Source organism: Afifella sp. IM 167 (genome assembly GCF_020144925.1).
Lineage (GTDB): Bacteria > Pseudomonadota > Alphaproteobacteria > Rhizobiales > Afifellaceae > Afifella.
The window spans coordinates 127,565-152,082 of sequence record NZ_NSLC01000006.1 but is presented as its reverse complement, the minus strand read 5'-3'; the positions used below and the strand labels follow the sequence as shown (position 1 = coordinate 152,082).

The 24,518-nt window shown below is 66.7% G+C and carries 28 protein-coding genes; 3 read left to right on the top strand and 25 right to left on the bottom strand.

The genetic code is table 11. The annotated features are described in order from the left end of the window. The 5 genes from hisD to CLD20_RS12410 all read right to left on the bottom strand — a co-directional run bounded on the left by hisD (position 1) and on the right by CLD20_RS12410 (position 4,791). Entirely contained in the window at positions 1–1,308 is a 1,308-nt protein-coding gene (hisD, locus tag CLD20_RS12430) for a histidinol dehydrogenase (RefSeq protein ID WP_224406965.1), read from the bottom strand. A 57-nt stretch (positions 1,309–1,365) separates the two neighbouring features. Next, positions 1,366–2,673: a TRAP transporter large permease gene (locus CLD20_RS12425; RefSeq protein ID WP_224406964.1), complete on the bottom strand. Its 1,308-nt coding sequence runs from the start codon at positions 2,671–2,673 to the stop codon at positions 1,366–1,368. Then, positions 2,673–3,188, bottom strand: coding sequence for a TRAP transporter small permease (locus tag CLD20_RS12420; protein ID WP_224406963.1), 516 nt, complete (start codon positions 3,186–3,188; stop codon positions 2,673–2,675). Before CLD20_RS12420 ends, CLD20_RS12425 begins: the two co-directional genes overlap by 1 nt. Positions 3,189–3,263: 75 nt before the next feature. Then, a complete protein-coding gene (locus CLD20_RS12415; RefSeq protein WP_224406962.1) occupies positions 3,264–4,481 on the bottom strand; it encodes a TRAP transporter substrate-binding protein in 1,218 nt (405 codons plus the stop codon). Between the two features lie 49 nt (positions 4,482–4,530). After that, positions 4,531–4,791 carry a hypothetical protein gene (locus CLD20_RS12410; RefSeq protein ID WP_224406961.1) on the bottom strand — a complete coding sequence of 87 codons (261 nt, stop codon included), beginning with the start codon at positions 4,789–4,791 and terminating at the stop codon, positions 4,531–4,533. A 190-nt stretch (positions 4,792–4,981) separates the two neighbouring features. Between CLD20_RS12410 and CLD20_RS12405 the strand changes: the two genes are divergently transcribed. Both CLD20_RS12405 and CLD20_RS12400 read left to right on the top strand, forming a co-directional pair. Continuing rightward, positions 4,982–6,007, top strand: coding sequence for a LacI family DNA-binding transcriptional regulator (locus CLD20_RS12405; RefSeq protein ID WP_224406960.1), 1,026 nt, complete (start codon positions 4,982–4,984; stop codon positions 6,005–6,007). Further along, a complete protein-coding gene (locus tag CLD20_RS12400; protein ID WP_370636878.1) occupies positions 5,958–7,355 on the top strand; it encodes an MFS transporter in 1,398 nt (465 codons plus the stop codon). Before CLD20_RS12405 ends, CLD20_RS12400 begins: the two co-directional genes overlap by 50 nt. A gap of 15 nt (positions 7,356–7,370) precedes the next feature. Here CLD20_RS12400 and CLD20_RS12395 read toward each other — a convergent pair whose 3' ends face one another. The 14 genes from CLD20_RS12395 to CLD20_RS12330 all read right to left on the bottom strand — a co-directional run bounded on the left by CLD20_RS12395 (position 7,371) and on the right by CLD20_RS12330 (position 20,121). After that, positions 7,371–8,075, bottom strand: a complete 705-nt coding sequence (locus CLD20_RS12395) for a haloacid dehalogenase type II (RefSeq protein ID WP_224406958.1) — start codon at positions 8,073–8,075, stop codon at positions 7,371–7,373. 24 nt (positions 8,076–8,099) lie between these two features. Next, the gene (locus tag CLD20_RS12390; RefSeq protein ID WP_224406957.1) at positions 8,100–8,834 is read right to left on the bottom strand and encodes an amino acid racemase; all 735 of its coding nucleotides are present in this window, start codon (positions 8,832–8,834) and stop codon (positions 8,100–8,102) included. Positions 8,835–8,918: 84 nt separating this feature from the next. Further along, positions 8,919–9,230 carry an antibiotic biosynthesis monooxygenase gene (locus tag CLD20_RS12385; RefSeq protein WP_224406956.1) on the bottom strand — a complete coding sequence of 104 codons (312 nt, stop codon included), beginning with the start codon at positions 9,228–9,230 and terminating at the stop codon, positions 8,919–8,921. 115 nt (positions 9,231–9,345) lie between these two features. Continuing rightward, positions 9,346–10,134, bottom strand: a complete 789-nt coding sequence (locus CLD20_RS12380) for a crotonase/enoyl-CoA hydratase family protein (RefSeq protein WP_224406955.1) — start codon at positions 10,132–10,134, stop codon at positions 9,346–9,348. A gap of 10 nt (positions 10,135–10,144) precedes the next feature. Beyond that, positions 10,145–10,831, bottom strand: a complete 687-nt coding sequence (gph, locus tag CLD20_RS12375) for a phosphoglycolate phosphatase (RefSeq protein WP_224406954.1) — start codon at positions 10,829–10,831, stop codon at positions 10,145–10,147. After that, entirely contained in the window at positions 10,831–11,385 is a 555-nt protein-coding gene (locus tag CLD20_RS12370; protein WP_224406953.1) for a thioredoxin family protein, read from the bottom strand. Before CLD20_RS12370 ends, gph begins: the two co-directional genes overlap by 1 nt. 11 nt (positions 11,386–11,396) lie before the next feature. Further along, positions 11,397–12,080 carry a ribulose-phosphate 3-epimerase gene (rpe, locus tag CLD20_RS12365; protein WP_224406952.1) on the bottom strand — a complete coding sequence of 228 codons (684 nt, stop codon included), beginning with the start codon at positions 12,078–12,080 and terminating at the stop codon, positions 11,397–11,399. Beyond that, positions 12,077–13,024, bottom strand: coding sequence for a CbbX protein (cbbX, locus tag CLD20_RS12360; RefSeq protein ID WP_224406951.1), 948 nt, complete (start codon positions 13,022–13,024; stop codon positions 12,077–12,079). The genes rpe and cbbX overlap by 4 nt, the downstream gene beginning before the upstream one ends. A 76-nt stretch (positions 13,025–13,100) precedes the next feature. Next, the gene (locus tag CLD20_RS12355) at positions 13,101–13,520 is read right to left on the bottom strand and encodes a ribulose bisphosphate carboxylase small subunit (protein WP_224406950.1); all 420 of its coding nucleotides are present in this window, start codon (positions 13,518–13,520) and stop codon (positions 13,101–13,103) included. Between the two features lie 28 nt (positions 13,521–13,548). Continuing rightward, positions 13,549–15,006, bottom strand: a complete 1,458-nt coding sequence (locus tag CLD20_RS12350; protein ID WP_224406949.1) for a form I ribulose bisphosphate carboxylase large subunit — start codon at positions 15,004–15,006, stop codon at positions 13,549–13,551. 41 nt (positions 15,007–15,047) lie between these two features. Continuing rightward, positions 15,048–16,130 (bottom strand): class II fructose-bisphosphate aldolase, encoded by a 1,083-nt coding sequence (fba, locus tag CLD20_RS12345; protein WP_224406948.1) that lies wholly within the window; start codon positions 16,128–16,130, stop codon positions 15,048–15,050. Further along, positions 16,130–18,169 (bottom strand): transketolase, encoded by a 2,040-nt coding sequence (tkt, locus tag CLD20_RS12340; RefSeq protein ID WP_370636877.1) that lies wholly within the window; start codon positions 18,167–18,169, stop codon positions 16,130–16,132. The genes fba and tkt overlap by 1 nt, the downstream gene beginning before the upstream one ends. Before the next feature lie 16 nt (positions 18,170–18,185). Further along, the gene (locus CLD20_RS12335) at positions 18,186–19,061 is read right to left on the bottom strand and encodes a phosphoribulokinase (RefSeq protein WP_224406947.1); all 876 of its coding nucleotides are present in this window, start codon (positions 19,059–19,061) and stop codon (positions 18,186–18,188) included. A gap of 10 nt (positions 19,062–19,071) precedes the next feature. After that, positions 19,072–20,121: a class 1 fructose-bisphosphatase gene (locus CLD20_RS12330; protein ID WP_224406946.1), complete on the bottom strand. Its 1,050-nt coding sequence runs from the start codon at positions 20,119–20,121 to the stop codon at positions 19,072–19,074. Between the two features lie 120 nt (positions 20,122–20,241). Between CLD20_RS12330 and CLD20_RS12325 the strand changes: the two genes are divergently transcribed. After that, a complete protein-coding gene (locus tag CLD20_RS12325; RefSeq protein WP_224406945.1) occupies positions 20,242–21,279 on the top strand; it encodes a LysR family transcriptional regulator in 1,038 nt (345 codons plus the stop codon). Here the strand turns inward: CLD20_RS12325 and ureG are convergent. From ureG to CLD20_RS12295, 6 genes are all read right to left on the bottom strand, one after another. Beyond that, on the bottom strand, positions 21,191–21,862 hold the full coding sequence (gene ureG / locus CLD20_RS12320; protein WP_224406944.1) for an urease accessory protein UreG: 672 nt from the start codon (positions 21,860–21,862) through the stop codon (positions 21,191–21,193). The genes CLD20_RS12325 and ureG overlap by 89 nt on opposite strands. Beyond that, positions 21,859–22,494, bottom strand: a complete 636-nt coding sequence (locus CLD20_RS12315; RefSeq protein WP_224406943.1) for an urease accessory protein UreF — start codon at positions 22,492–22,494, stop codon at positions 21,859–21,861. Before CLD20_RS12315 ends, ureG begins: the two co-directional genes overlap by 4 nt. A 22-nt stretch (positions 22,495–22,516) precedes the next feature. Then, positions 22,517–22,798 (bottom strand): YrhK family protein, encoded by a 282-nt coding sequence (locus CLD20_RS12310; RefSeq protein ID WP_224406942.1) that lies wholly within the window; start codon positions 22,796–22,798, stop codon positions 22,517–22,519. A gap of 29 nt (positions 22,799–22,827) precedes the next feature. Continuing rightward, a complete protein-coding gene (locus CLD20_RS12305; protein WP_224406941.1) occupies positions 22,828–23,316 on the bottom strand; it encodes an urease accessory protein UreE in 489 nt (162 codons plus the stop codon). After that, on the bottom strand, positions 23,313–23,921 hold the full coding sequence (locus CLD20_RS12300) for a LysE family translocator (RefSeq protein ID WP_224406940.1): 609 nt from the start codon (positions 23,919–23,921) through the stop codon (positions 23,313–23,315). Before CLD20_RS12300 ends, CLD20_RS12305 begins: the two co-directional genes overlap by 4 nt. A gap of 72 nt (positions 23,922–23,993) precedes the next feature. Next, on the bottom strand, positions 23,994–24,515 hold the full coding sequence (locus tag CLD20_RS12295; protein ID WP_224406939.1) for a GNAT family N-acetyltransferase: 522 nt from the start codon (positions 24,513–24,515) through the stop codon (positions 23,994–23,996). Between the last annotated feature and the right edge of the window lie 3 nt (positions 24,516–24,518).

Here is a 24,518-nt window from a genome sequence, read left to right as displayed (position 1 = left end):
TCATTCCGCCGCGTCGAGGTCGAAATTCTCGCCGGGAAACCACTTGGCGAGGCGGATATCGGAGGTCCGGGCATGGCCTTCCATGCCTTCCAGCCGCGAGATGCGGGCGGCGACCGCGCCGATCTCGCGGTTCGCCTCGCGGCTCATGCGCTGCCAGGTGACCGTCTTCAGGAACTTGCCGACGGAAAGGCCGCCGGTGTAGCGCGCCGCGCCCTTGGTCGGCAGGATGTGGTTCGGGCCCGAGGTCTTGTCGCCGAAGGCGACGGTCGTCTCCTCGCCGAGGAAGAGCGAGCCGTAGTTCCGGAGATGAGCAAGCCACCAGTCGAGATCGGCGCAATGCACTTCCAGATGCTCGGAGGCGTAGTCGTCGGAGACCTTCACCGCCTCCTCGCGGCTGCCGACGAGAACCACCTCGCCATAGGAATCCCAGGCGGCCTCGGCGTTCTTCGCATTCACTTCCGGCAGGTCGGCGATCAGGGCCGGCATCATTTCCATCACCTTTTCGGCCAGATCGCGCGAGGTCGTAATAAGCCAGGCCGGCGAATTGTAGCCGTGCTCGGCCTGCCCGACGAGGTCGGCTGCGACGATCTCCGGATCCGCGGTCTCATCGGCGATGACCAGGATTTCGGAAGGGCCGGCGAACATGTCGATGCCGACGCGGCCATAGAGAATGCGCTTCGCCTCGGCGACGAACTGGTTGCCGGGACCGACCAGGATGTCGGCCGGATGGCCGGTGTAGAGGCCGAAGGCGAGCGCGGCGATGCCCTGCACGCCGCCAAGCGCCAGCACCGTGTCGGCGCCGCACAGATCGAGGGCGTAGAGCACGCCCGGATTGACGCCGATGCCCGGCCGCGGGGGCGAACAGGCGATGACGTTGTCGACACCGGCGACCTTGGCCGTCGTCACCGACATGATGGCGGAAGCGACATGGTTGTAGCGCCCGCCCGGCACGTAGCAGCCGGCCGCCATCATCGGGATGTTGCGATGGCCGGCGACGAGGCCCGGCGCGAGTTCGATTTCGGTGTCTCGGATCGCCGCACGCTGCGCCTCGGCGAAGCGTCTCACCTTGTCGTGGGAAAAGGCGATGTCGTCCTTCAGCTTCTGCGGAACCTTGGCCGCGGCGGCGGCGCGGTCCTCGGCGGAGACGACGATCTCGTCCTCCCACTTGTCGAGCTTTGCGGCGTATTCGGCGACCTTTTCTTCGCCGCCCGCCTCGATCTCGGAGAGCATCTCCTGGACGATGGCGCGCACATCGGCCTCGTCGGTGGCGGCGGTCTTGGTGGCGCGCTTCAGGTATTCAATCGTCATCGTTCAACCTTCTGATGGGTTCAACCTTCTAGTGGGTTCAACCTTGCGGTGGCTCGCTCAGCGCAGCGCCCACATCGACAGCGCCGGAATGAAGGCGAGGAGGAGCACCACAAAGAGCATGGAAAGGACGTAAGGCACCGCACGGGAGGCGATGGGCAGGATCTTCACCCCCGTCAGCCCCGACAGGACGAAGAGGTTGAGCCCGAGCGGCGGGGTGATGAAGCCGACGCCGAGCGCGGTCACCATGAAGATGCAGAAATGGATCGGGTCCATGCCGATCTCCTGGGCGACCGGCAGCATGATCGGCGCCAGGACGACGATGTTGGGCGTCGTCTCCATGACGCATCCGGCGAGGATGAAGACGCCGAGCATCAACAGGATGATGATCGACGGGTTCGAGGTCACTTCGGTGATCTGCTGGACCACAGCCTGCGGCACATCGAGGGCGGAAAAGACCTGCGCGAGCGGCAGGGCGAAGGCGATGATCGGCACGATGACGCCGTTCACCTTGGCGGAGGATTCCAGCATCTTCGGGAAGTCCGCCAGCGTCAGCGTGCCCTGCCAGAAGCCGATGGCGACGGTCACCACCACGGCGGCGGCCGCCGCCTCCGTCGGCGTGAAGACGCCCGAATAGATGCCGCCCCAGATGATGCAGGGAATGGCGAGGGCGTAGCGGCCGTCCCAGAGCGCCCTCAGCCAGCGGCGGAAGGAGAAACGATCGTCGGAGTTCTCGTAGCCGTTGATCCGGTTCAGGACGACGTTGGTCACCATGATGGAGACCATGATGAGAACGCCCGGCACGGCGGCGGCGAGGAAGAGGGTGGAGGCGGAGATCCCCAGCACCAGGCCGATGATGATGTAGGCGATCGAGGGCGGGATCAGGATGCCGGTGCATGAGCCGGAGGCGATGAGCGCGCAGGCATAGGCCGGCGGATAGCCGCGCTGCAGCAGCCGGTGGTAGGTGATGCGACCGACGGCGGCGGCGCCGGCGGCGTCCGAGCCGGAAATGCAGGAAAAGAAGCCGCAGCCGAGCACGGTGGAGGTGCCGAGCCCGGAGCGCAGCGAGCCCATCGTCGCCTCGGCGATGTCGATCAGCTTGTTGGAAAGCCCGGATCGCACCAGCGCATCGCCGGTCAGGATGTAGAGCGGGATGGCGATGAGCGCGAAAGCGTCGACGCCGTCGAAGAGCGCCTCGCCGAAGAGCGACATCGGCAGGACGCCGGTGACCCAGAGGAGCGTGACGGAGCCGATGCCGAGCGCCACCCAGACGGGGACGGCAAGGCCGAGCAGCACCACCACCATGAGAAGCGGGCCGATGATGCTCCAGCCGAGCTCGAGCGTGGCGCCGGGGACCTGGTACAGCATCAGTCGTAGAGCCTCTCTCCGCGATAGGGGGGACGACCGGAGCGCAGATCGCCGATATCGCGCAGCATGGACTGGATGGTGCGCAGGGCGACGAGCATGAAGCCGAAGGGAACCGCGACGAGGAACCAGGCGCGGGTGATCCGCAGGCCGTCCGTCACGGAATCGTATTCGATGGAGACCAGCACCGGCGAGATCGTCCAGTAGATCGCCACGCAGGCCAGGGCGAGCGTCAGGATATCGCCGAACATGTAGAGGAAGGCGGTGCCGCGCGGCGGCAGCAGGTCGGAGAGGACGTCGATGCGGATATGGGCGCGCTCGCGCACGGCGGAGGCCGCGCCGATCCAGACGAGGTAGATGAAGGCGAAACGCGCCGTCTCCTCGCCCCAGACGCTGGAATAGGAAAGCCCGAAGCGGCGCACCACCTCCACGGCGATGACGAGAACAATGAAGGTGTAGAAGCCGAGCAGGAGCCAGCGTTCGCCCTGCTGATCGAGCTTCCTCAGAAAATCACCCATGGCGCGCTTCCAACACGTGAGGAAAGGAAAGCCCCGCTCCTCGCCTTGCGGCAAAAGAGCGGGGCCGGTCTTCGATCAGACGTCGTTGACGTAGTATCGGCCCTGGCTGTTGGCGGCGTCGACGAGGGCCTGGAACTTGTCGGGCGAACCGAGGATCTGGGTCTTGATCTCGTCCCATTCCGGCCGCTGCGCGCCGGCCTTGTCCTTCCACTGCGCCAGCTCGTCCTCGGTCGGCACGTAGAATTCCACGCCCGCCTTGCGCATCTCCGCCATGGCGAAGGCGCGCGAGGCCGGGACCTGGGCGAGGTTCTGCTGCAGGCAGGTCTCGGAGGCCTGCTTGATCGCCTCCTTGGTCTCGCCGTCGAGCCCGTCGAACCATTGCTTGTTCATGCCGTAGACCTGGCTGTCCGGCACCGGGCGGTTGAAGGTGACCCAGGAGAGGACGTCGGCGAAGCCGAAGGCGTAGAGCGCGCCGAGCGAGGGATCGAGCGCATCGGCGACGCCCTGCTTCAGCGCCGAGGGCGTCTCGCCCCAGGCGACCGGCGTCGGATTGGCGCCGAGCAGGCGGTAGAACTGCTTGAGGATCTCCGAGCCCGGCACGCGGAACTTGATGCCTTCGAGATCGGCCGGCGTCTTGAACGGGCCGTCCGACAAGCCGCGGCGCTTGGCGGCCGTGCGCGGGTCGATGCAGAAGTAGAACATCGGCTCGAAGCCCTTCTCTCGCACCAGCTTGTTGACCTGGTTCTCCCACACGTCGCTGGTGATGAGATTGACGAACTTCTGGTTCTCGCCGCACCAGTAGGGAAGGTTGATGAGGTCGACCGCGGGGGCGAAGGGAGCGAAGTTCGACAGCGAGAACTGGCCGATCTCCACCGTGCCCGCCTGAACTTTCTGCGCGAGCGCCGTGCCCGTGCCGAGCGCGCCGCCCGGCTGCAGCTTCACGTAGATGGCGCCGTTGGAGAAATTCTGCAGGTTCTCCTTCACGTTGAGCTGGATCATCGGATAGGAGCGGGTCGTGCCGATACGGTACTCGGTCGCCAGCGTGATCGTGTACTTGGCGGCGGATTCGCGCTCGCGCTCTTCCGAAGCGGTCTGGGCGGAGGCCTCTTCGGAAAAGAGGGTGCCGGCGGCTGCCGCCACCATCGCCGTGGTGAAGCCGAACTTCGCCGAAAGGCTCAGAAAACGGCGCCGCTCGGCGGAGCGGAGCTCGTCGCCCGGCTCTCCGTCGCGCCCACGCATATGGTCGATCTGGCGGAGCGCCCGAGCGAGCCTGCCTTCCTTCATCTCGTTCATTCTTTTCCTCCCGGTTGGATTGTTGTGCGTTTTTCTTGCGTGTCGGGTCCTAGCGGACCTCTTCCTGGGCTTCGGGGGGCGAGCCCGGCCCGGTCTCCTCGCCGGGCGGAGCCTCGGCATCGCGCCGCGCCTCGCGCTGCAGGCCTGCGGCGGTGAGGAAGACGGCGGAAAGGGCAAGCAGCAGGAAATGCGGCACGTCGGGGAGGAACTCGCCCACCTCGCCTCCGGTCATCACGCCGAGCTTGCCGAGCACGACGTCGGCGGCAAAGAGGCCGAACGTGATCCAGAAGAGAATGAGCGTGATGCTCATCGGACTGCATTCCTCCCTGCGCAGCGCTGCGAGACGGCTGGCGGGAAGAGGCGGAAACGCCGCAGGAAAGCCTTTCGGCGCCCTTCTCTCCTCCCCGACAAGCGCTCGCTTTTTGTTTTGTATGCGCTTACATTTTCTACAAGACTGATCCAGGACGACGCGCCTGTCAATCGCTGTCGGGGCAATTTGCATGGTTGACGAAGCCGAAAAGCAGCCAACCCAACTGGACATCGCCCGCAAGGCGGGGGTGTCGACGGCGACCGTTTCGCGGGTCCTGAACGGCTCTCCGCTGGTGAAGCCGGCGCTGCGCGCGCGCGTCGAAGCGGTGATCGAGCAGCTCGGCTATTACCCGCATGCGGCCGCCCGCGCGCTTGCCTCCAACCGTACCTTCACGCTCGGCGCGGTGGTCCCCACGCTCAACAACGCCATCTTCGCCGCCTGCACGAACGCTTTCGAGCGCGAGATCCAGGCGAGCAACTACACATTGCTTCTCGCGGTTTCCAATTACGACCTCGGCGCCGAGGAAGTCCTCGTCCGCCGCCTTCTGGAGCGCGGCGTGGAAGGCCTCCTCCTGATCGGCAACGCCCATAGCGAGGCCGTCTACGAGCTCCTGGCGCGTACCCGCACCAACTACGTCAACACCTGGGCCTGGGAGCCGCAATTGCAGCTTCCCAACATCGGCTTTTCCAACCGCCGGGCGGGCGCCGCCCTCGCCGATCATCTCGTCGGCCTCGGCCATCGCCGCATCGGCCTCGTCTCCGGCATCGCCGAGGGCAACGACCGGGTGCGCGAGCGCGCCATCGGGGTCCGCGAGCGCCTCGCCGCGCACGGGCTCGCGCTGGAGGAAGCCGCAACCACCGAGATCCGCTACTCGGTGCGGGAGGGACGGCGCGTGCTCGGCGAGTTCGTGGAAGCCGGCACGCTGCCGACGGCGCTCATCTGCGGCAACGACGTCATCGCGCTCGGCGTCCTGCTGGAGGCGATGGAGCGGAAGATCCCGGTGCCGGAGGCGCTCTCCATCACCGGCTTCGACAATCTGCCCTTGACCGAGCATATCCGCCCGGCGCTGACGACCATCGACGTGCCGGCCTCGGCGATGGGCCATCTGGCCGCCAGGGCGATCCTGTCGGCCATCGGCGACGGCGTGCCGGTGGCGAGCCGGGAGCTTGAGGCGCCGCTTCTGGTGCGCGAGACGACGGCGCCGCCCGCCGCCTGACGGGGCTTTCGGCTTTGTCAAAGCCGGCGCGGCGTGGCAGTCCTGTGCGATGCAGGCTCCCGACAGAACCGCGCCGGCACGTTTCGGCGAAAGAGCTGCCCGAAGAGGCGTCTTCGCCTGGTGCTTCTACGACTTCGCGCAGAGCGCCTTCGGGACGATCGTCACCACCTTCATCTTCGCCCCCTACTTCATCCGCGCCGTGGCGCCCGATGCGACCGAGGGCACGGTGCTGTGGGGCCACATGACGAGCATCGCCGCCTTCTGCGTCGCGGTGGCGAGCCCGATCCTCGGCTCGATCGCCGATCGCGGCGGGCGGCGAAAGCCGTGGATCGCCACCTTCACCGCCGTCACGGCCGTGCTTTCCTGCGGGCTTTATTTCGTCGCGCCGGAGCCGGAGACCGTCTGGCCGGCTCTTATCCTCGTCGGCGCGGCGCTGGTTTCCTCCGAACTCGCCTGGGTGTTCTACAATTCCATGCTGCCGGGCCTTGCCTCGCGCGAGCGCGTCGGACGGATTTCCGGCTGGGCCTGGGGTCTCGGCTATGCCGGCGGCATGCTCTCGCTCATCGCCGCGCTGGTCTTCTTCGTGCGCGAGGACGCGCCGCTCAAATTCCTCGACAGCGACGGCGGCCTTCAGTCGGTGCGCGCGACGGCGGTGCTGGCGGGGCTGTGGTTCGCTCTCTTCTCCCTACCGCTCTTCCTCTTCACGCAGGACCGGCCGAAGGGGCCGCTGCCGATGCGCGGGGCGATCTTCTCCGGCCTCAGAACCCTCGCCGCGACGCTGCGCAATCTCGGGCAGCACAGGAACATCGTCTGGCTGCTCGTCTCCTGGCTGTTTTCGGCCAACGGCTTTGGAACGCTCTTCGCCTTCGCCGGCGTCTATGCGGCCGGCACCTTCGGCATGGGGCTCGACGAGATCACGCTTCTGGCCATCGGGGTCAACCTGACGGCCGGCATCGGCGCCGCCACCTTCGGCTGGATCGACGACCGGCTCGGCCCGAAGAAGACGATCCTCCTTGCCCTCGTCGCGCTGCTGGCGATCGGCACGCTGCTCGTCGCGACCACCGACAAGACCGTCTTCTGGGCAGGCGGGCTGGCGCTCGGGGTTTTCATCGGCCCAGCGCAGTCGGCGAGCCGCTCCTTCATGGCGCGGCTGGTGCCGGAGGGGATGGAGGCGCAGATGTTCGGCCTCTATTCGCTTTCGGGCCGCGTCACCGCCTTCATCGGCCCCTTGGTGCTCGCCCTCGTCACGCAGGCCTATGACAGCCAGCGCGCCGGCATGGCCTCGATCCTCGGCTTCTTCGTACTCGGCATCGCGGCGCTCCTCTTCGTGCGCGAGCCGCCGCGATAGCGGGTACGGGCCGGCTCAATCCCAGCCGGCCTCGGCGAAAAGCTCCGGAACGCCGGCCAGGTCCGAAAGGACCGCGTCCGGCGCATAATCGGGCAAGGGCTCGCGGCCGGTGCCGCGGTCGATCCACACGCAGCGGAAGCCGAGTTCGCGCGCGGCGGCCAGGTCGAGCCGCGGCGAGGCGCAGATATGCACGACCTCCTCCGGCCGCGCGCCGATGCTGCGCCATGCATGGCGGAAGAGCGCCTCGTCGGGCTTGTAGGCTTTGGCCTGCTCGGCCGTCACGACGCGGTCGATCGTGCCGCCGAGCTGGGCGACGTTGCCCGCGATGACGCTGTCTTCCGTGTTGGAGACGATGCACAGCCGGTAGCCGGCGCGCTTCAGTTCCTTCAGCGTCGGCACGGTTTCCGGAAAAGGCGACATCGCCGCGATGCGGTCGGTCAGGAAGCCGACCTCGGCAGGGCCGATCTCCACATCGACCTCGGCCATCGCGCTCTTCAGGCTCTCGCCGACGATGTCGCGAAACTTGCGGAAGGGCGGCGTCTGCTCCAGCTCATGTTCGATCGCGTCATAGGCGAGAAGCACCTTGTGCGGGTCGACATCGCCGCGCCCGCCCCGCCGCAGGATATCGGCGACGGCGGCAAGGAGCCCCTCGTCCCACTGGATCAGCGTGCCGTAGCAGTCAAAGGTGAGCCAGCGCGGCTTCGCGCCCCAAAGCGACATCTCTCGCCTCCCCTCCCCCAGGCCTCACTCTCGCGGGGCCGCTTGCAGCGCATAATCGACCGCCGCCTCGCAATGCAGCCGGGTGGTGTTGAACATCGGAAAATCCGGCCGGTCCGGCTGGTCGATCAACAGGAAGATCTCCGTGCAGCCGAGGATGAGGCCCTCGGCGCCCGCTTCGCGCTGAAGGCGCGCGGCGATCTCCAGATAACGTGCCTTCGACTGCGGGCGCACGACGTCCTTGACGAGCTCGTCGAAGATGATGCGGTCGATCTCCACCTGCTCGGCTTCGTCCGGCACGAGGATTTCCAGCCCGAACTTCTCCTCGTAGCGGCGGCGGGCATAGTCGAGCTGCATGATCGGCCGGGTGCCGAAGAGCGCGACGCGCTTCAGCCCCGCCTTCGCGATCGCCTCGCCGGTCGGATCGACGATATGGATGAAGTCGATCTTCCGCGTGGTGAGGATCGGCTCCAGCGGCTTGTGCAGCGTGTTGGAAACGGAAAGCAGCACGTCCGCGCCGGCAGCGATGAGGCCGTCGACCTTCCTCGCCATATAGGTCTCGAGCGCGGCCCAGTCGTCGGCCCGCAGAAAGGCCTCGATATTGCCGAAATTCATGCCGGCAATCATCGTCTCGGCGATGTCCCAGCCGCCGAGACGCTCGTTCACAATCTGATTCAGGAAACGATAGTAATGCCCTGTGGCAACATTGCTCGAGCCGCCGAGGAGGCCGATCGTCTTCTGCGCAAGCGGTCTTTCGGCCACGGTTTCCTCTCCTGTCGTCCCGGCTGGTTGAGCCGGCCCTAGCAGAGGAGGCTCATCGCAGCCAGTGGACGAAGCGAAGCGGCGTCAGGAAATGCCTTCCATGACCTCGAAACCCTCGAATTGGGGGTGCTCCAGATAGAGCGGCTTGCGATCGCCCGCCCCGGCATGGGCCTTGCGGAAATGCTCCGACTTCGTCCAGTTCTCGAAATCGGCATGCGAGCGCCAGACGGTATGCGAGGCAAACAGGATGTGGTCCTCGCGCTCCGGGCCCTTCAAGAGATGGAACTCGACGAAACCCGGCACCTTGGAGAGCTGCGAGTCGCGGCTCCGCCAGACCTCGGCGAAATCCTCCGCCGCGTCGGTGCGCACCTTGAAGCGGTTCATGGCGATGTACATGGAGCAAATCCCTCGTCGCTACGGCCAGCGGCCTTAAATATGAAAATGACTTTCGCCTTATAGCCGGCTCCGCCGCGAATGCCAGCCGTGCCGCCGGCGAAATTCGCCGCACCGCTCAGACGGTCGTCTTCTTCGCCTTGCCGGCAAGGAAGTCGCGGATGCGGGCCTTCGCCTCCGGCTCGTTCTGGGCGATCGCGGAGACGAGCGATTCCATCATGTAGCCGGTGGCTGGATCGGCCGCAGCAATGCGCGGCAGCGCCTGGACGACGGCGAAATTGGTGATCGGCGCGTTGGCCGCGATCGCCTCGGCGACAAGACGCGCCTTGGCGAGGCCCTCGCCCCTGCGCACGAGATATTGCGAGAAGCCGACGCGCTCACCTTCCGCCGCATCGTAGGTGCGGCCGGTCAGCATCATGTCGGCCATGCGCGCGGCGCCGATGAGGCGCGGCAGACGCACCGAGCCGCCGCCTCCGACGAAGATGCCCCGCTGGCCCTCCGGCAGGGCGTAATAGGCGCCCTCCTCGGCGATGCGGATATGGCAGGCCGCGGCTAGTTCCAGCCCGCCGCCGATCACGGCGCCATGCAGGACCGCGACGACCGGGACGGCGCCGAACTCGATCCGCTGGAAGGCCCTGTGCCACATGGAGGAATGGGCAATTCCCTCCGCGACGTCGCGCTCCGACAATTCGGAAAGGTCGAGCCCGGCACAGAAATGATCGCCGGTGCCATAGAGCACCACCGCCCTTACCTGCGGGTCGAGGCCCGCGAAGCAGGCTTCCAGCTCCAGCACCGCGCGATCGTTGAGGGCGTTGCGCTTGCGCGGCCGATGCAGGGCGACGAAGAGGACGGGTCCGTTGCGGTGAAGCTTCAGAAGGCCCTCTTCGGCGACCGGTCTTTCGGACATTTCCATCTTCTCAGGCGGCCTGGCGCATGATGCGGATCGCCGTGGCGATCTCGGTGAGGGTGTCGACGACATGATCGGCGCCGAGTTCGCCAGCCGGCACATGGGTATAGCCGTAGCTGACGACGACGACCGGGATACCGGCGTTGCGGGCCGCGCCCACATCCGCCGGGCTGTCGCCCACCATCAGCGCCTCTTCCTCCGACACGCCGAGCATCTTGAGCGCGGCATGGATGACGGCGGGGTCGGGCTTCTTCGGCAGGCCGCTGTCGCCGCCGATGACGGCGGTGAAGCAGGGCGCGATGCGCAGCCCCTCGAGGATGAGGCGGGTCGGCTCGGCCGGCTTGTTGGTGAGGACGGCGAGCGCGATGCCCTCCGAGCGCAGGCTCTGAAGCGTCTCGGCGACGCCCGGGTAAAGGCGCGTGCGCAAGGTGGCGCGCGGTTCGTAAAGCGCCATGAAGAGTCGCGTCATCTCGGCAAGCGCCTCGCCCGCGAGATCCCGGCCGCGGGCCGCAAAGCCGCGCTCCACGAGCTTTTCCACCCCGTTGCCGACCATGCCGCGCACCTCCTCCTCGGGGATGGCGACAAGGCTTTCTTCGTCCAGCAGCGCATTCAGCGCCCCGGCAAGATCGGGGACGGAATCGACGAGCGTGCCGTCGAGATCGAAGAGGATCGCCCTCGGCCAGGTGGCCGCCACCATCAGGCGGCCTTCCACTTGATGGAGCAGCCCATGGAAGGGATCTGCTCGGCCGGGCCCTTGCCCGTCTCGGCGACGGACTTCATCGCCGCAAAGAGCTCGCGCGGGGCCTCGCTCGGACCGGCCTCCTTGCGGGAGGCATCGAGCCGGCCGCGGTACTGGAGCTCCATATCGGCGTTGAAGCCGAAGAAATCGGGTGTGCAGACCGCATCCCAGGCACGCGCCACGGCCTGGTCCTCGTCATGCAGATAGGGGAAATGAAAGCCGTGCTCCCTGGCGAACTCCGCCATCTTCTCGAAGGAATCCTCCGGGTAGGTCTCGGCATCGTTGGAGCAGATGGCGACGGTCTTGACGCCGTAGGCTTCCAGCTCCAGCGCGTCGCGGACCAGCCGGTCGATGATCGCCTTCACATAGGGGCAATGGTTGCAGATGAAGGCGACGAGCGTGCCCTTCTCGCCGGCGACATCGGCCAGCGAATAGGTGCTCCCATCGGTCGCCTTCAGGGAAAAATCGGGGGCCTTCCAGCCAAAATCGCAGATGCCGGCAGTGGCTGCCATGCAAAACCTCCCTAGGCGGCCTTGCGGAGCGCACCCTCCGCCGCCTGACGTATTGCGGCGATGTTCTCACGATAGGCGTCCTCGTGGCCACCCTTGAAAACCGCCGAGCCGGCGACGAGCACGTCCGCCCCCGCTTCGGCGAGCGCCGGCGCGGTCTGCGGGGTGACGCCGCCATCGATCTCGATGCGGATGTCGCGATCGCCAATCATCGCCTTCACGCGGCGCACCTTTTCCACGACGGAGGGAATGAAGGCCTGACCGCCGAAGCCCGGGTTGACGCTCATCAGGAGAATGAGGTCGAGACGGTCGAGCACGTATTCGAGCGTCGTCTCCGGCGTCGAGGGATTGAGCGAGACGCCGGCCTTGACGCCGAGATTGCGGATCGCCTGCAAAGAGCGGTCGAGATGCGGGCCGGCCTCCTGATGCACGGTGATGTATTCGCAGCCCGCCTCGGCGAAGGCCTCAAGGAAGGGATCCGCCGGCGCGATCATCAGGTGGCAGTCGAACACCTTGGGCGAGGAGGCGCGCAGCGCCTTGATGACGGGCGGGCCGAAGGTGATGTTCGGCACGAAATGCCCGTCCATCACGTCGAGATGGATCCAGTCGGCGCCGGCGCGGTCGACGGCGGCCACCTCCTCGCCGAGCCTGGCGAAATCGGCCGAGAGGATCGAAGGGGCAATCAGTACGTCGCTCATGAGGCCTCCTGCTGGCTGCGTTCCTCGTCCGTCGGGATCGAGAAGACGCGGCTCACATTGATGTCTTCGGGCGAAATCAGGGAAAGATCCTCGGCCGTCACCGGCCGGTCCATGCGCTCGAAGAGGCGGTTCGCCTGGCGCAGGCGCGCCCGGTCGAGCGCGTTCCTGACCGAGCGCGCATTGGCGAAATGCGGCTGCTGGCGGCGGCGGTCGATATAGCGGATCAGCGTCTCGCGCGCATCCGGCGTCAGATCGTAGTTCTGCGCCTTCAGCATCATCTCCGCGATCCTGAGAAGTTCCTCGTTGGAATAATCGGGGAAGTCGATGTGGTGGGCAATGCGCGAACGGAAGCCCGGATTGGAGGAGAAGAACTTGTCCATCTTGTCGGCATAGCCGGCGAGAATGACCACGAGATCCTCACGCTGGTTCTCCATCACCTGAAGGAGAATCTCGATCGATTCCTGGCCGTAGTCGCGCTCGTTCTCGGGGCGATAGAGATAGTAGGCCTCGTCGATGAAGAGGACGCCGCCCATCGCCTTCTTCAGGACTTCCTTCGTCTTCGGCGCCGTGTGGCCGATATACTGGCCAACGAGATCGTCGCGGGTGACGGAGACGAGGTGCCCCTTGCGGATATAGCCGAGCTTGTGGAGCAGGTTGGCCATCCTCAGCGCCACGGTCGTCTTGCCGGTGCCGGGATTGCCGGTGAAGCTCATATGCAGCGTCGGCGGCTCGTAGGCGAGACCGAGCTGCTGGCGGGCGCGCTCCACGAGCAGCAGAGCGGCGGTCTCGCGGATGCGCTTCTTGACGGGAGCAAGGCCGACGAGCGTCTCGTCGAGCTCGCGCAGGACGTCGCCGACGCCCGATTCCTCGAATTCGCGGTGAAGGTCGATGGCGGTGGCGGGCGGGGCCGCCTCGCCGGTTCCGGTCTCAGCTTCGTCGTTCATTCCACCACCCGATCCTCAAGGCCGTCGGACGCCGCGCCCTTGCCGGGGCGCGGCGCCATGTTCATGTCGCACGCCGTCAGGCGTAGCGCCCGCCTTCCGGCTTGTCGGCCGCGTAGGGCTTGGTCGTGTAGCGGACCATGCGGCCGGCATCTTCCTGGCGCTCCAGGCGGAAGCCCGGCTCCTCCTTCGGCCGGTTGACGATGAAGGAGAGCTTCACCGATTCCCAGCCATGGGTGGCATCGAAGGCCGACAGGCGGATGTAGCGGTCGCCATAGACCTTGCGGCAATCGGCAAGCTCCATCATGACGCCGGCCGCATCGGCGATGTCGAACATCGGGTGGCCCCACATGTCCCAGTAGGTGTTGCGGGGATGCGGGTCGTCGGTGAACTCGATGTTCACCGCCCAGCCGTTGTCCAGGCAGTATTGCACCTGCTTGGTGATCTGCTCGTCCGTGAGGTCGGGCAGGAAGGAAAAGGCGCCCTGTGTGATACGCATCATCAAAATCCTCTGATCTCGGTTTCGCTCAGGCCGCCGTCGCCGTCGGCACGAAGTCCGGCGTGTCGGTGGAGGCGTAGTTGAAGGTGACGTCCTTCCAGGTCTCGAGCGCCTGCTGCAGCGGCTGGCAGGTCTTGGCCGCGGTCTGCAGGATCTCCGGACCCTCGGCGAGGATGTCGCGGCCCTCGTTGCGGGCGAGGATCATCGCCTCGAGCGCCACGCGGTTGGCCGTGGCGCCGGCCGCGATGCCCATCGGATGGCCGATCGTGCCGCCGCCGAACTGCAGCACCACGTCCTCGCCGAGAAGGTCGATGAGCTGGTGCATCTGGCCGGCATGGATGCCGCCGGAAGCGACCGGCATCAGCTTGTTGAGCGAGGCCCAGGGCTGGTCGAAGAAGAGGCCGTTCTGCAGCGCCTGCGGATTAAACTCCTCGCGGCAGATGTCGTAATAGCCCTTGGTCGTCGCCGGGTCGCCTTCCAGCTTGCCGACGACGGTGCCGGCATGGATGTGGTCGACGCCGGCAAGGCGCATCCACTTGGCGATGACGCGGAAGGAGACGCCGTGCGTCTTCTGGCGCGTATAGGTGGAGTGGCCGGCACGATGCAGATGCAGGATCATGTCGTTCTTGCGGGCCCATTTGGCCATGGACTGGATCGCCGTATAGCCGATCACGAGGTCGATCATGACGATGCAGGAACCGAGTTCCTTGGCGAATTCGGCGCGCTCGTACATGTCCTCCATGGTGGCCGCGGTGACGTTGAGGTAGGTGCCCTTCATCTCGCCGGTGGCGGCCTGCGCCTTGTTGACGGCCTCCATGCAGTAGAGGAAGCGCTCGCGCCAGTGCATGAAGGGCTGCGAGTTGATGTTCTCGTCGTCCTTGGTGAAGTCGAGGCCGCCCTTAAGCGCCTCGTAGACGACGCGCCCGTAATTGCGGCCAGAAAGGCCGAGCTTCGGCTTGACGGTGGCGCCGAGAAGCGGACGGCCGAACTTGTCGAGGCGCTCGCGCTCCACGACGATGCCCGTGGCCGGACCCTGGAAGGTCTTCACATAGGCGACCGGCAGCCGCATGTCCTCCAGGCGCAGGCCCTTCAGGGGCTTGAAGCCGAAGACGTTGCCGATGATGGAGGCCGTCAAGTTGGAGATCGAGCCCGGCTCGAAGAGGTCGAGATCGTAGGCGATATAGGCGAAGTACTGGCCCTCGGCGCCCGGCACCGGATCGACGCGGTAGCACTTGGCGCGGTACTTTTCGGCGGCCGTCAGACGGTCGGTCCACACCACGGTCCAGGTCGCGGTCGAGCTCTCGCCGGCGACGGCGGCGGATGCCTCCACCGGGTCGACGCCCTCCTGCGGGATCACCCGGAAGACGCAGATGATGTCCGTCTCCTTGGGCTCGTAGTCCGGCTCCCAGTAGCCCATCTTCTTGTATTCCATGACGCCGGACTTGTAGCGGTCCTTGCCGGTGACGGTGGTCGAAGTGGTATCCATCTTTCTCCTCGCTTTCGGGTTGTCGGCCTTGGGCTCCAGCCTCAGGCGGCGGCGCGTGCCATGTCGGTCTTGGGATCGAGGGCGCCGCTCTTGTAGCGCTTGGCCATCTCCGAAAGCGGGATGACCTTGATCTTGGAAGCGTTGCCGGCCGTGCCGAAGCGCTCGAAGCGGTCCCGGCAGAGCTCGCGCATGGCTTCCATGGCGGGCTTGTTGAACTTGCGCGGATCGAATTCCGCGGGGTTTTCCTGGGCGATCTTGCGGTACTGGCCGGTCATGGCCATGCGGCAGTCGGTGTCGATGTTCACCTTCCTGACGCCGTGGCGGATGCCGCGCTCGATCTCCTCCACCGGCACGCCGTAGGTCTGCGGCATCGCCCCGCCATAGGCGTTGATGATGTCCTGGAGCTCCTGCGGCACCGAGGAAGAGCCGTGCATGACCAGATGCGTATCCGGCAGGCGGCGGTGGATCTCCTCGATGACGTGCATCGCCAGGATGTCGCCGTCGGGCTTGCGGGTGAACTTGTAGGCGCCGTGGCTGGTGCCCATGGCGATCGCCAGCGCGTCGACCTTGGTCGCCCGCACGAACTCCACCGCCTGGTCGGGATCGGTGAGGAGCTGGTCGTGGGAGAGCTTGCCCTCGGCGCCATGGCCGTCCTCGGCCTCGCCCTCGCCGGTCTCCAGCGAGCCGAGCACGCCGAGCTCGCCCTCCACCGAGGCGCCGACCCAGTGCGCCATCTCGGCGACGCGGCGGGTGATGTCGACGTTGTACTCGTAGGAAGCGGGCGTCTTGGCGTCCGCCTCCAGCGAGCCGTCCATCATCACGGAAGTGAAGCCGTGCTGGATGGCCGTCAGGCAGGTGGATTCGTCGTTGCCGTGGTCCTGATGGATGCAGATCGGGATCTGCGGATAGATCTCGGCGAGCGCCTCCATCATCTTGGCGAGCATGATGTCGTTCGCATAAGCGCGCGCACCCCGGCTCGCCTGGATGATGACCGGGGCGTCAACCGCGGAGGCCGCCTCCAGGATGGCAAGCCCCTGCTCCATGTTGTTGATGTTGAAGGCGGGAACGCCGTAGCCGTGCTCGGCGGCGTGATCCAGAAGCTGCCGAAGGGTGATGCGCGCCATCACTCGCTCTCCTTGCCAATGTTGATGTAGGTCTTGGCCGCCTCGACGATGGCGGCCGGGGTGATGCCGAAGTGCTCGTAAAGCTCCTCGTAGGGCCCGCTTGCACCGAAGCCCTGCATGCCGATGAAGGTGCCCTGCGGGCCGAGCCAGCGGTCCCAGCCATCGCGCACCGCGGCCTCGACGGCGATGCGCGGTGCGGTGCCGAGGATCTTCTCCTGGTAGTCCCGGTCCTGCTTCTTGAAGAGGTCGATGCAGGGCATGGAGACGACGGCTGCGGCGATGCCCTCGCCGGCGAGCCGCTCGGCCGCCTCGACGGCGATCGCGACTTCCGAACCGCTCGCCATCAGCGTCACGTCGCGCTCGCCCTCGGTGTCGCGCAGGACATAGGCGCCGCGCGCCGTCAGGTTCTCCGACAGGTGCTCGGTGCGCAGGGTCGGAAGACCCTGGCGCGTCAGGCAGAGGACGGAAGGCCCGGTCGAGTTCTGGATCGCCGAGAGCCAGCATTCGGCCGTCTCCACCGCGTCGGCCGGGCGGAAGACGTTGACGTTGGGCATGGCGCGCAGCGATTCCAGATGCTCCACCGGCTGGTGGGTCGGCCCGTCCTCGCCGAGGCCGATGGAATCGTGGGTCATCACATGGATGACGCGCACGCCCATCAGGGCAGCCAGGCGGATCGAAGGCCGCGAATAATCGGCGAAGACCAGGAAGGTGCCACCATAGGGCACGAAGCCGCCATGCAGGGCGAGGCCGTTCATGGCGGCTGCCATGCCGTGCTCGCGCACGCCGTAGTTGATGTAGCCGCCGGAAAAATCATCCGCCGAGACGGAACGGTGGGAGGCGATGCGGGTGCCGTTAGAGCCCGTCAGGTCGGCCGAGCCGCCGATCATCCAGGGCAGCGCCGGCACCAGCTCCTCCAGCACCTTCTGCGAGGACTGGCGGGTGGCGAGCTTCGGCTTCTCGGCCGCAAAGCGCACCTTGATGGCGTCGATCGTGTCTTCCAGATCGGTGTCGAAATCGAGTTCCAGCGCCTGGTGGAAGAGCTGGCGCATGGTGTCCGGGGCGGCCGCGAGGCGATCCTTCCATTCGGCGTGGAGGCCCGTGCCGCGCGCACCGGCGGCCCGCCAGTCATCGAGGATTTCGGCCGGCACGACGAACGGCTCGTCGGTCCAGCCGAGCCCCTCGCGCACGGCGGCGATCTCGTCGGCGCCGAGCGGGGCGCCGTGGACGCCATGGGTGCCCTGCTTGTTGGGGGCGCCGCGGCCGATGACGGTGCGGCAGGCGATCAGCGAGGGCCGGTCGGTCTTCCTTTCCTCGGCGATGGCCTGCTCGACCGCGGCGATGTCGTGGCCGTCGACCCGGCGCGTCGACCAGCCGGCCGCCTCGAAGCGCTTCAGCTGGTCCACGGAGGTCGACAGCGAGGTCGGCCCGTCGATGGAGATCTCGTTGTCGTCGAACAGGACGATGAGCTTTGAGAGCCGCAGATGGCCGGCAAGATCGATCGCCTCGTGGCTGACGCCTTCCATCAGGCAGCCGTCGCCGGCGATGGCGTAGGTGTAGTGGTCGACGAGGTCTTCACCGAAGCGCGCGGCCATCATCCGCTCGCCGAGCGCCATGCCGACCGCCGCGCCGAGGCCCTGGCCAAGCGGGCCGGTGGTGACCTCCACGCCCGCCAGATGGCCGTATTCGGGATGACCGGCGGTCTTGGCGCCGAGCTGGCGGAAATTGGCGAGCTCCTCGATCGTCGCCTCCGGATAGCCGGTCAGGTAGAGGAGCGAATAGAGCAGCATGGAGCCGTGGCCGGTCGACAGCACGAAGCGGTCGCGATCGGGCCAGGCGGCGTCCTGCGGGTCGAAGCGCATGAACTTCGAAAAGAGCACGGTTGCGACATCGGCCATGCCCATGGGCATGCCCGGATGGCCGGATTTCGCCTTCTCCACCGCATCCATTGAAAGGACGCGGATGGCGTCGGCCATGCGCTTCATGTCCGGACCGACCTCGTCGGAGGCGGTGGCCAGGGCACTGGAATTGACTGGGACCATAGCGACGTTCCTCCGTCTACGACACGCGCCGCTTGCGTTCGATGAGTTGCAGGATCAGCGGCGTCAAAATGAGCTGCATGGCGATGTCCAGCTTGCCGCCGGGGATGACGATGGAGTTCGCCCGGGACATGAAGGAGTCGTGGATCATCGAGAGCAGATAGGGAAAATCGATGCCGCGCGGATTGGCGAAGCGGATGACGACCATGGATTCGTCGGCCGTCGGGATCCACCGCGCCACCAGCGGGTTCGAGGTGTCGACGATCGGCACGCGCTGGAAGTTGATCGTCGTCTCGGTAAACTGCGGGCAGATGTAATGGACGTAGTCCGGCATGCGCCGCAGGATCGTGTCCGTCACCGCCTCGGTGGTGTAGCCGCGGGTCGAGCGGTCACGATGGATCTTCTGGATCCATTCGAGATTGATGACCGGCACGACGCCGATCTTCAGGTCCGGATGCTGGGCGATGTTGACGTCCTCGGTGACGACGGCCCCGTGCAGGCCCTCGTAGAAGAGGAGGTCGGAATCGGTCGCGAACGGCTCCCAGTCGGTAAACTCGCCCGGAGGGCTGCCGTAGAGCTTCGCCTCGTCGTCGTCATGGACATAGTGGCGGGTCTTGCCGGTGCCCTTGCGGCCGTATTCCTCGAACATCGTCTCCAGCTCGCAGAGGAGGTTCGCCTCCGGGCTGAAATGGCTGAAGGAAAGGTCGCCCTCGGCCTTGTGGCGCTCCGTCTCGGCGCGCATCTCCACGCGGTTGTAGCGGTGGTAGGCGTCGCCCTCGATGAAGACGGCGTTGACGCCTTCGCGCCGGAAAATCTGCTCGAAGGTGCGCCGCACCGAAGTGGTGCCTGCGCCCGAGGAGCCGGTCACGGAAATGATCGGGTGCTTGGCTGACATATCTTTCGCCTCAGACTCGGAAGAGGCCGCGATGGGTGAAGAGAGGCGAGCGCTCGCCGATCATCGCGGGAGCCTCGTGGTAACGGGCAATTCGCTCGACCTCGCGCTTGGAGCCGAAGACGAGCGGGGTGCGCTGGTGAAGACTTGTGGGTACGCAGTCGAGGATCGGCAGGACGCCGTCGGTCGCCGCGCCCCCCGCCTGCTCGACGAGCATGGCGATCGGGTTCGCCTCGTAGACGAGGCGCAGACGCCCCTCGCTGTAGCCGCGCCGATCATCGCGCGGATAGAGGAAGACGCCACCGCGATTGAAGATCCGGTAGGCGTCGGCGACCAGCGAGGCGATCCAGCGCATGTTGAAATCGCGGGCGCGCGGGCCGGCCTGGCCGTCGAGGCAATCGTCGATATAGAGGCGCACGCCCTCGTGCCAGTGCCGGTAGTTCGACATGTTGATGGCGAATTCGGCGGTGTTCGGCGGGATCAGCACGTTGTCGAGGATCTGCTGGTAGCCGCCGATGCGGTGCGAATAGACGAAGACGTGCGTGCCCTCGCCCACCGACAGGACGAGAGCGAGCTGCGGCCCGTAAACGACGAAGCCGGCGGCCAGCTGCTTGCGGCCGGACTGGGCGAAGCTGGAGGAGACGCCATCGGTGGCGCTGGCCACATGCGGCAGCACCGAGAAGATCGTGCCGATCGAGACGTTGGTGTCGATGTTGGACGAGCCGTCGAGCGGATCGACGGCGACCGCGAGCGGGCCATCCGGATTGATGAGGATCGGCGAGCCGATCTCCTCGGAGGCATAGGCCGCGACGGGCGCCTGACGCAGCTCCGAGAGGACGATCTCGTCGGCGCGCACATCGAGGAAGCGCTGCCGGTCGCCATCGGCGTTGGTGGAGCCCCGCGCCCCGCCCAGGTCGCCGCCAAGGGCACCCTGGGAAACAATATCGCGGATCTGGCGGCTTGCACGGGCGATGGCCCGGACGGTGTCGACGACCGCAAGTTTCAGCGGATCCCTGCCGCTATAGGCTGTCAGAAACGCTTCGAGCGTGCTCAGCCCCGCCATTTTTCTGCCCTCCCTTGGCCAGGGAGCGTCCCCGGCCTTGGTCCGGTGGGATACACCCTGGTTTAGATAAGTAAATTTAATTCTTGTAAGCCTGCCAGTAAGTTTGTTTAACTGCACGCCATGGAATGGATGACCATGCGGCAGCTGAGAGCCGTTGCGGAAATTGCGCGACGCGGCACAATCGCGAGCGCCGCCAGAGCCTTAGGCCTGACGGGCCCGGCCGTGACTCTGACGCTGAAGCAGGTGGAGGAAGGGCTCGGCCTGCTCCTCTTCGACCGCACGGCGCAGGGGATGCGACTGACTGACGCTGGCGTGGCGGTGAACCAGACCGCGCTGGAGGTGGAGGCAGCGCTGGCGCGGCTCGACGAGACCGTCAACGGCCTGAAGGGGCTCTCCTCGGGCATGGTGAAGGCCGGTGCGGTCTCCACGGCCAAGTACTTCGCCCCCGCCCTGATCGCGGGCTTCAAGCGGCGCCATCCGATCATCGACGTGCGGCTGACGCTCGGCAATCGCGAGGAGATCATCAAGGCGCTCGGCGACTTCACCATCGATTGCGCGGTGATGGGCCGCCCGCCGAAGGGCCTGCCGGTGGAGGCGGCCGTCTTCGGCGACCATCCGCTCATCATGATCGCCGGTCCGGAGCACCGGCTGGCGGGCGGCGTCGGCCTTTCGACCAACGAATTGTCGGGCGAGACGCTGCTGGTGCGCGAGGCGGGCTCGGGCACGCGCACCTCCATGGAGATCTATCTCGGCGACCTCATCGCCGACCCCTCGATCCACTACGTCGAGTTCGGCTCCAATGAGACGATCAAGCAGGCGGTGATGGCCGGGCTCGGCATCGCCTTCCTCTCCGCCCATACGGTCGCCGAGGAGGTGAAGGCCGGCCGGCTCGTCGCCATCGATCTGGAGGGCCTGCCGATCCGCCGGCAATGGTTCATCGTGCGAAGGCGCGACAAGACGCTATCGCCGCCCGCCCGCGCCTTCCTCGATTTCGTCGTGCATTCAGGCACGCAGTTCCTGCCGCACTTTCCGAAGCTCTATAGCGAAGCGAAGGACAACGTCGGAACGCTCAGCGAGGCGCCGCAGGCGCCAGCCCTCCCGAAGCGGCCAGGAACGCCACGATCTCCTCGATCCCCTTCGAGCGCGAAAGGTCGGTGAAGAGAAACGGCCGCCCCTCGCGCACCCGCGCCGCATCGCGCGCCATGACGTCGAGATCGGCCCCGACATAGGGGGCAAGGTCCGTCTTGTTGATGATGAGGAGGTCGGAGCGGGTGATCGCCGGCCCACCCTTTCGCGGGATCTTCTCGCCCTCGCAGACGCTGATGACATAGAGCGTCAGATCGGCAAGGTCCGGCGAGAAGGTGGCGGCGAGATTGTCGCCGCCCGATTCGATCAGCACGAGGTCGAGATCGGGATGCCGGCGGTTGAGGTCGGCGATGGCGGCGAGGTTGATGGAGGCGTCCTCGCGGATCGCCGTATGCGGGCAGCCGCCCGTCTCCACGCCCACGATCCGGTCTTCCGGCAGAGCCTGGAGGCGGGCGAGGATGAGGGCGTCCTCCTTGGTATAGATGTCGTTGGTGACGACGGCGAGCGAGTAGTCGGCGCGCATCGCCTTGCAGAGCTTTTCGCTCAGCGTTGTCTTGCCGGAGCCGACCGGCCCGCCGATGCCCACGCGCAGCGGCCCATGCGGCGAGCCGGCAGGCGACGGCCCTGAATTCTCCATCGTCTCAGCGATCGTCATGAGCGGAACAGCCTCGTCTCTTGGGCTTCGTGCTGCATCGAAGCGATGTCGGACAGAAGGCTCGCCGAGCCGAGGTCGTCAAGGCCGGAGCCTTCCGCCCATTGGGCGATGGCGAGGATATCGGGCCGCAGGGCATCGACGACGGCGAGCGCGTCCTTCTGGCCGATGGGGATGGTGCGCTGCGCGGCCGAGGCGAGATTGACGACGCCCGCCTGCAGGAAAGCGGCGAGCGCCACCTTGAGGGCGAGCCCCTCGCCCGCCGCCGCGCCTGCAACAGCGACGGGCCAGGGGCGCGGCGGGGTGCCGAGCGCGGCCGCGAAGGCCTCGCCCTGCGCCATGGTTTCCAGCCGGCGCTCGGCCGAGGGCGCGAGCGCCTCGGCCAGTTCGGCGATTTCGGCAAGAAGGGCATCGTCGCGTGCGGCCGCCGCCTTCCAGGCAGCGGCGAACAGCACCGCCTCCGATTTTAACGAGCCCGCCGTCACGAGGCTGGCGAGCCATTGCCTGAGGCTCTTGCGGTCCTTCACCCAGCCGGCGGCGACGGCCCGCTCCAGCCCGTGCGAATAGGCGAAGGCGCCGACTGGAAAGGCCGGCGAGAGCCAGTGCTGCAGCTTCAGGAGAGCCGCCTCGCTCATGGCGCGGCCGGAGAGCCGATGCTCACTGCTGGCCCGCTTTGGCGAGATCGGAATAGTCGCCGATGGAGATGTAGTGGAGTTCGCGGATGACGCGGATCGTCGGCTTGGCCGCGAAGCAGGCCGAGCCGATGACGAAGCACCAGATCGCCGCGTTCTCCAGCGGCTTGTAGAAGAAGAGGATGGAGCCAACGAAGAAGAGGATCGCGGCGGAAAAATCGACGATGGTGAATGCGAACTCGTAGAACGCGTAGACCTTCCTGTGCCGCTCGCTTTTCGTGCCGTTGCTCGGGTCGAAGAATGACATGTCGCCTCGTCCGGTTTCGGATGGGGTGGTCAGGTATGGGTGTGGCCGTGCATATGGCCCCCCTCCTCGCCATGGCCATGATAGGCGCCGGTTTCCGGATCGAACGGCTCCTCCACCTCGCGCACCTGCCCGCCAAGCCCGCGCACCATCTCGGCCAGCACATGGTCGGGGCGGATGAGGATGCGGGTGCCTTCCAGCGCGGCCGGGGTGTGGCGGTTGCCGAGATGCCAGGCGAGCCGCAGGAGGGCGTTCCCGTCGGGCGCCGTGACCTCCATCAGCGGCTCGGGCCGGGCGCGCACGCGCACGAGGCGGCCATCCTCCAGACAGAGCGCGTCGCCTTCGCGCAGAAGCCGCGCTTCCGGCAGGTCGAGGAGGAAAGAGAGGCCGTGGGCGGTGGTCAGCACCAGCCGGCGGCGATGCCGGTCGCCGGAGACAAGCTGCACCTCGTCCGCCGGCTCGCCCTGCCAGGTGCCGGCCGCCCTCACCTCGCCGGCGCGCGCGAGCGGCGCGGCGCTCATCGGCTCGTCGCCGCCATGGAGGCGCCGGAGGCAATCAGCGCCGTGCCCACCAGCCGGTTCAGCCAGACGAAGACGCCCTGCGATCGCAGGGCGCCCTTGAGGAGCGCTCCGGCGGCGACATAGATCGCGACGGCCGCGACCTCCAGCACCAGGAAGGCGCCGCCGAGCCTGGCAAGCTGTTCCCAGGCCGGATAGGCCGGATCGATGAACTGCGGGAAGAAGGCGGTGAAGAGCGCGATCGCCTTCGGATTGGTGATGGCGACGGTGAAGTCGCGGCGCATCAGCTCGCGGATGCCCACGCTCGCCGGATCGACCGCGGCCAGCCGCCGGGCACGGCGCAGGATCTGGACGCCGACATAGAGAAGATAGACGGCGCCCGCCATCTTCACGACGAAGAAGGCCTCCGCGGAGGCGGCGAGCACGGCGCCGAGACCGACGATGGTGATGGCGATCAGGATGACGAAGGCGAACATGCGGCCGAGCCCGCCGGCGAACGCCTTCGCCGGGCCGAGCCGCGCGGCATTGGAAAAGGCCAGCATGTTGTTCGGGCCCGGCGCGCAGTTGACGGCAAAGCACGCCGGAATGAAGAGGCCCCAGGCGATCATCGCGAATTTCTCCTACCCCAGCCCCGTTCTTTCGTGCCCGTTCTACCGCGCGCCGGGCCGCCGCGGTAGCCTTCAGCCCGCCAGCGCCACCTTCTCGCCGCCAGCTTCCGACGCGGCCTCCGCGAGCAGTTTCGTCATGGTGATGCTGGTCGGCCGGTCGTATCCCGCATGCGCCGTCTCTGCCGTGCGGACGAAACCGAGGCGGGCGAAGGCGGCGTGGTTCTCCGTCAGCTCGATGCGCGTCTGCAACTTCAGGCATGGGCGGCCGGCCGCGACCGCCCTCGCTTCCGCCAGAGCGAGGAGGCGGCGGGCGATGCCGGCACCGCGCCGGGCCGCGTCGACGGCGACCTTGCCGACATAGAGGCAATCAGGCTCGAGCCGCAGGAAGGCGCAGCCGACGATCTTCTCGTCCTCCATCGCCAGGAGAAGCGTCTCCGAAGCGGCCTTGGCCCGCAGCTCGGCAGGCCCCATGGCAAGGAGCGAGGACGGCGGGTCGATACGTTCCGCCATGTAGGCGAAGGACGCCATCAGGAGGGCATGCAGCTCTTCCCAGCGATCGAAGGCGGGATCGGCTTCGCAGACAGTCAGGCTCATCGC

Bases quoted from the DNA above. Each gene is read 5' to 3' on its own strand.
- hisD (WP_224406965.1), bottom strand. From the start codon at position 1,308: ATGACGATTGAATACCTGAAGCGCGCCACCAAGACCGCCGCCACCGAC.
- CLD20_RS12425 (WP_224406964.1), bottom strand. From the start codon at position 2,673: ATGCTGTACCAGGTCCCCGGCGCCACGCTCGAGCTCGGCTGGAGCATC.
- CLD20_RS12420 (WP_224406963.1), bottom strand. From the start codon at position 3,188: ATGGGTGATTTTCTGAGGAAGCTCGATCAGCAGGGCGAACGCTGGCTC.
- CLD20_RS12415 (WP_224406962.1), bottom strand. From the start codon at position 4,481: ATGAACGAGATGAAGGAAGGCAGGCTCGCTCGGGCGCTCCGCCAGATC.
- CLD20_RS12410 (WP_224406961.1), bottom strand. From the start codon at position 4,791: ATGAGCATCACGCTCATTCTCTTCTGGATCACGTTCGGCCTCTTTGCC.
- CLD20_RS12405 (WP_224406960.1), top strand. From the start codon at position 4,982: ATGGTTGACGAAGCCGAAAAGCAGCCAACCCAACTGGACATCGCCCGC.
- CLD20_RS12395 (WP_224406958.1), bottom strand. From the start codon at position 8,075: ATGTCGCTTTGGGGCGCGAAGCCGCGCTGGCTCACCTTTGACTGCTAC.
- CLD20_RS12385 (WP_224406956.1), bottom strand. From the start codon at position 9,230: ATGTACATCGCCATGAACCGCTTCAAGGTGCGCACCGACGCGGCGGAG.
- CLD20_RS12380 (WP_224406955.1), bottom strand. From the start codon at position 10,134: ATGTCCGAAAGACCGGTCGCCGAAGAGGGCCTTCTGAAGCTTCACCGC.
- gph (WP_224406954.1), bottom strand. From the start codon at position 10,831: ATGGTGGCGGCCACCTGGCCGAGGGCGATCCTCTTCGATCTCGACGGC.
- CLD20_RS12370 (WP_224406953.1), bottom strand. From the start codon at position 11,385: ATGGCAGCCACTGCCGGCATCTGCGATTTTGGCTGGAAGGCCCCCGAT.
- rpe (WP_224406952.1), bottom strand. From the start codon at position 12,080: ATGAGCGACGTACTGATTGCCCCTTCGATCCTCTCGGCCGATTTCGCC.
- cbbX (WP_224406951.1), bottom strand. From the start codon at position 13,024: ATGAACGACGAAGCTGAGACCGGAACCGGCGAGGCGGCCCCGCCCGCC.
- CLD20_RS12355 (WP_224406950.1), bottom strand. From the start codon at position 13,520: ATGCGTATCACACAGGGCGCCTTTTCCTTCCTGCCCGACCTCACGGAC.
- CLD20_RS12350 (WP_224406949.1), bottom strand. From the start codon at position 15,006: ATGGATACCACTTCGACCACCGTCACCGGCAAGGACCGCTACAAGTCC.
- fba (WP_224406948.1), bottom strand. From the start codon at position 16,130: ATGGCGCGCATCACCCTTCGGCAGCTTCTGGATCACGCCGCCGAGCAC.
- tkt (WP_370636877.1), bottom strand. From the start codon at position 18,169: ATGGTCCCAGTCAATTCCAGTGCCCTGGCCACCGCCTCCGACGAGGTC.
- CLD20_RS12335 (WP_224406947.1), bottom strand. From the start codon at position 19,061: ATGTCAGCCAAGCACCCGATCATTTCCGTGACCGGCTCCTCGGGCGCA.
- CLD20_RS12330 (WP_224406946.1), bottom strand. From the start codon at position 20,121: ATGGCGGGGCTGAGCACGCTCGAAGCGTTTCTGACAGCCTATAGCGGC.
- CLD20_RS12325 (WP_224406945.1), top strand. From the start codon at position 20,242: ATGGAATGGATGACCATGCGGCAGCTGAGAGCCGTTGCGGAAATTGCG.
- ureG (WP_224406944.1), bottom strand. From the start codon at position 21,862: ATGACGATCGCTGAGACGATGGAGAATTCAGGGCCGTCGCCTGCCGGC.
- CLD20_RS12315 (WP_224406943.1), bottom strand. From the start codon at position 22,494: ATGAGCGAGGCGGCTCTCCTGAAGCTGCAGCACTGGCTCTCGCCGGCC.
- CLD20_RS12310 (WP_224406942.1), bottom strand. From the start codon at position 22,798: ATGTCATTCTTCGACCCGAGCAACGGCACGAAAAGCGAGCGGCACAGG.
- CLD20_RS12305 (WP_224406941.1), bottom strand. From the start codon at position 23,316: ATGAGCGCCGCGCCGCTCGCGCGCGCCGGCGAGGTGAGGGCGGCCGGC.
- CLD20_RS12300 (WP_224406940.1), bottom strand. From the start codon at position 23,921: ATGATCGCCTGGGGCCTCTTCATTCCGGCGTGCTTTGCCGTCAACTGC.
- CLD20_RS12295 (WP_224406939.1), bottom strand. From the start codon at position 24,515: ATGAGCCTGACTGTCTGCGAAGCCGATCCCGCCTTCGATCGCTGGGAA.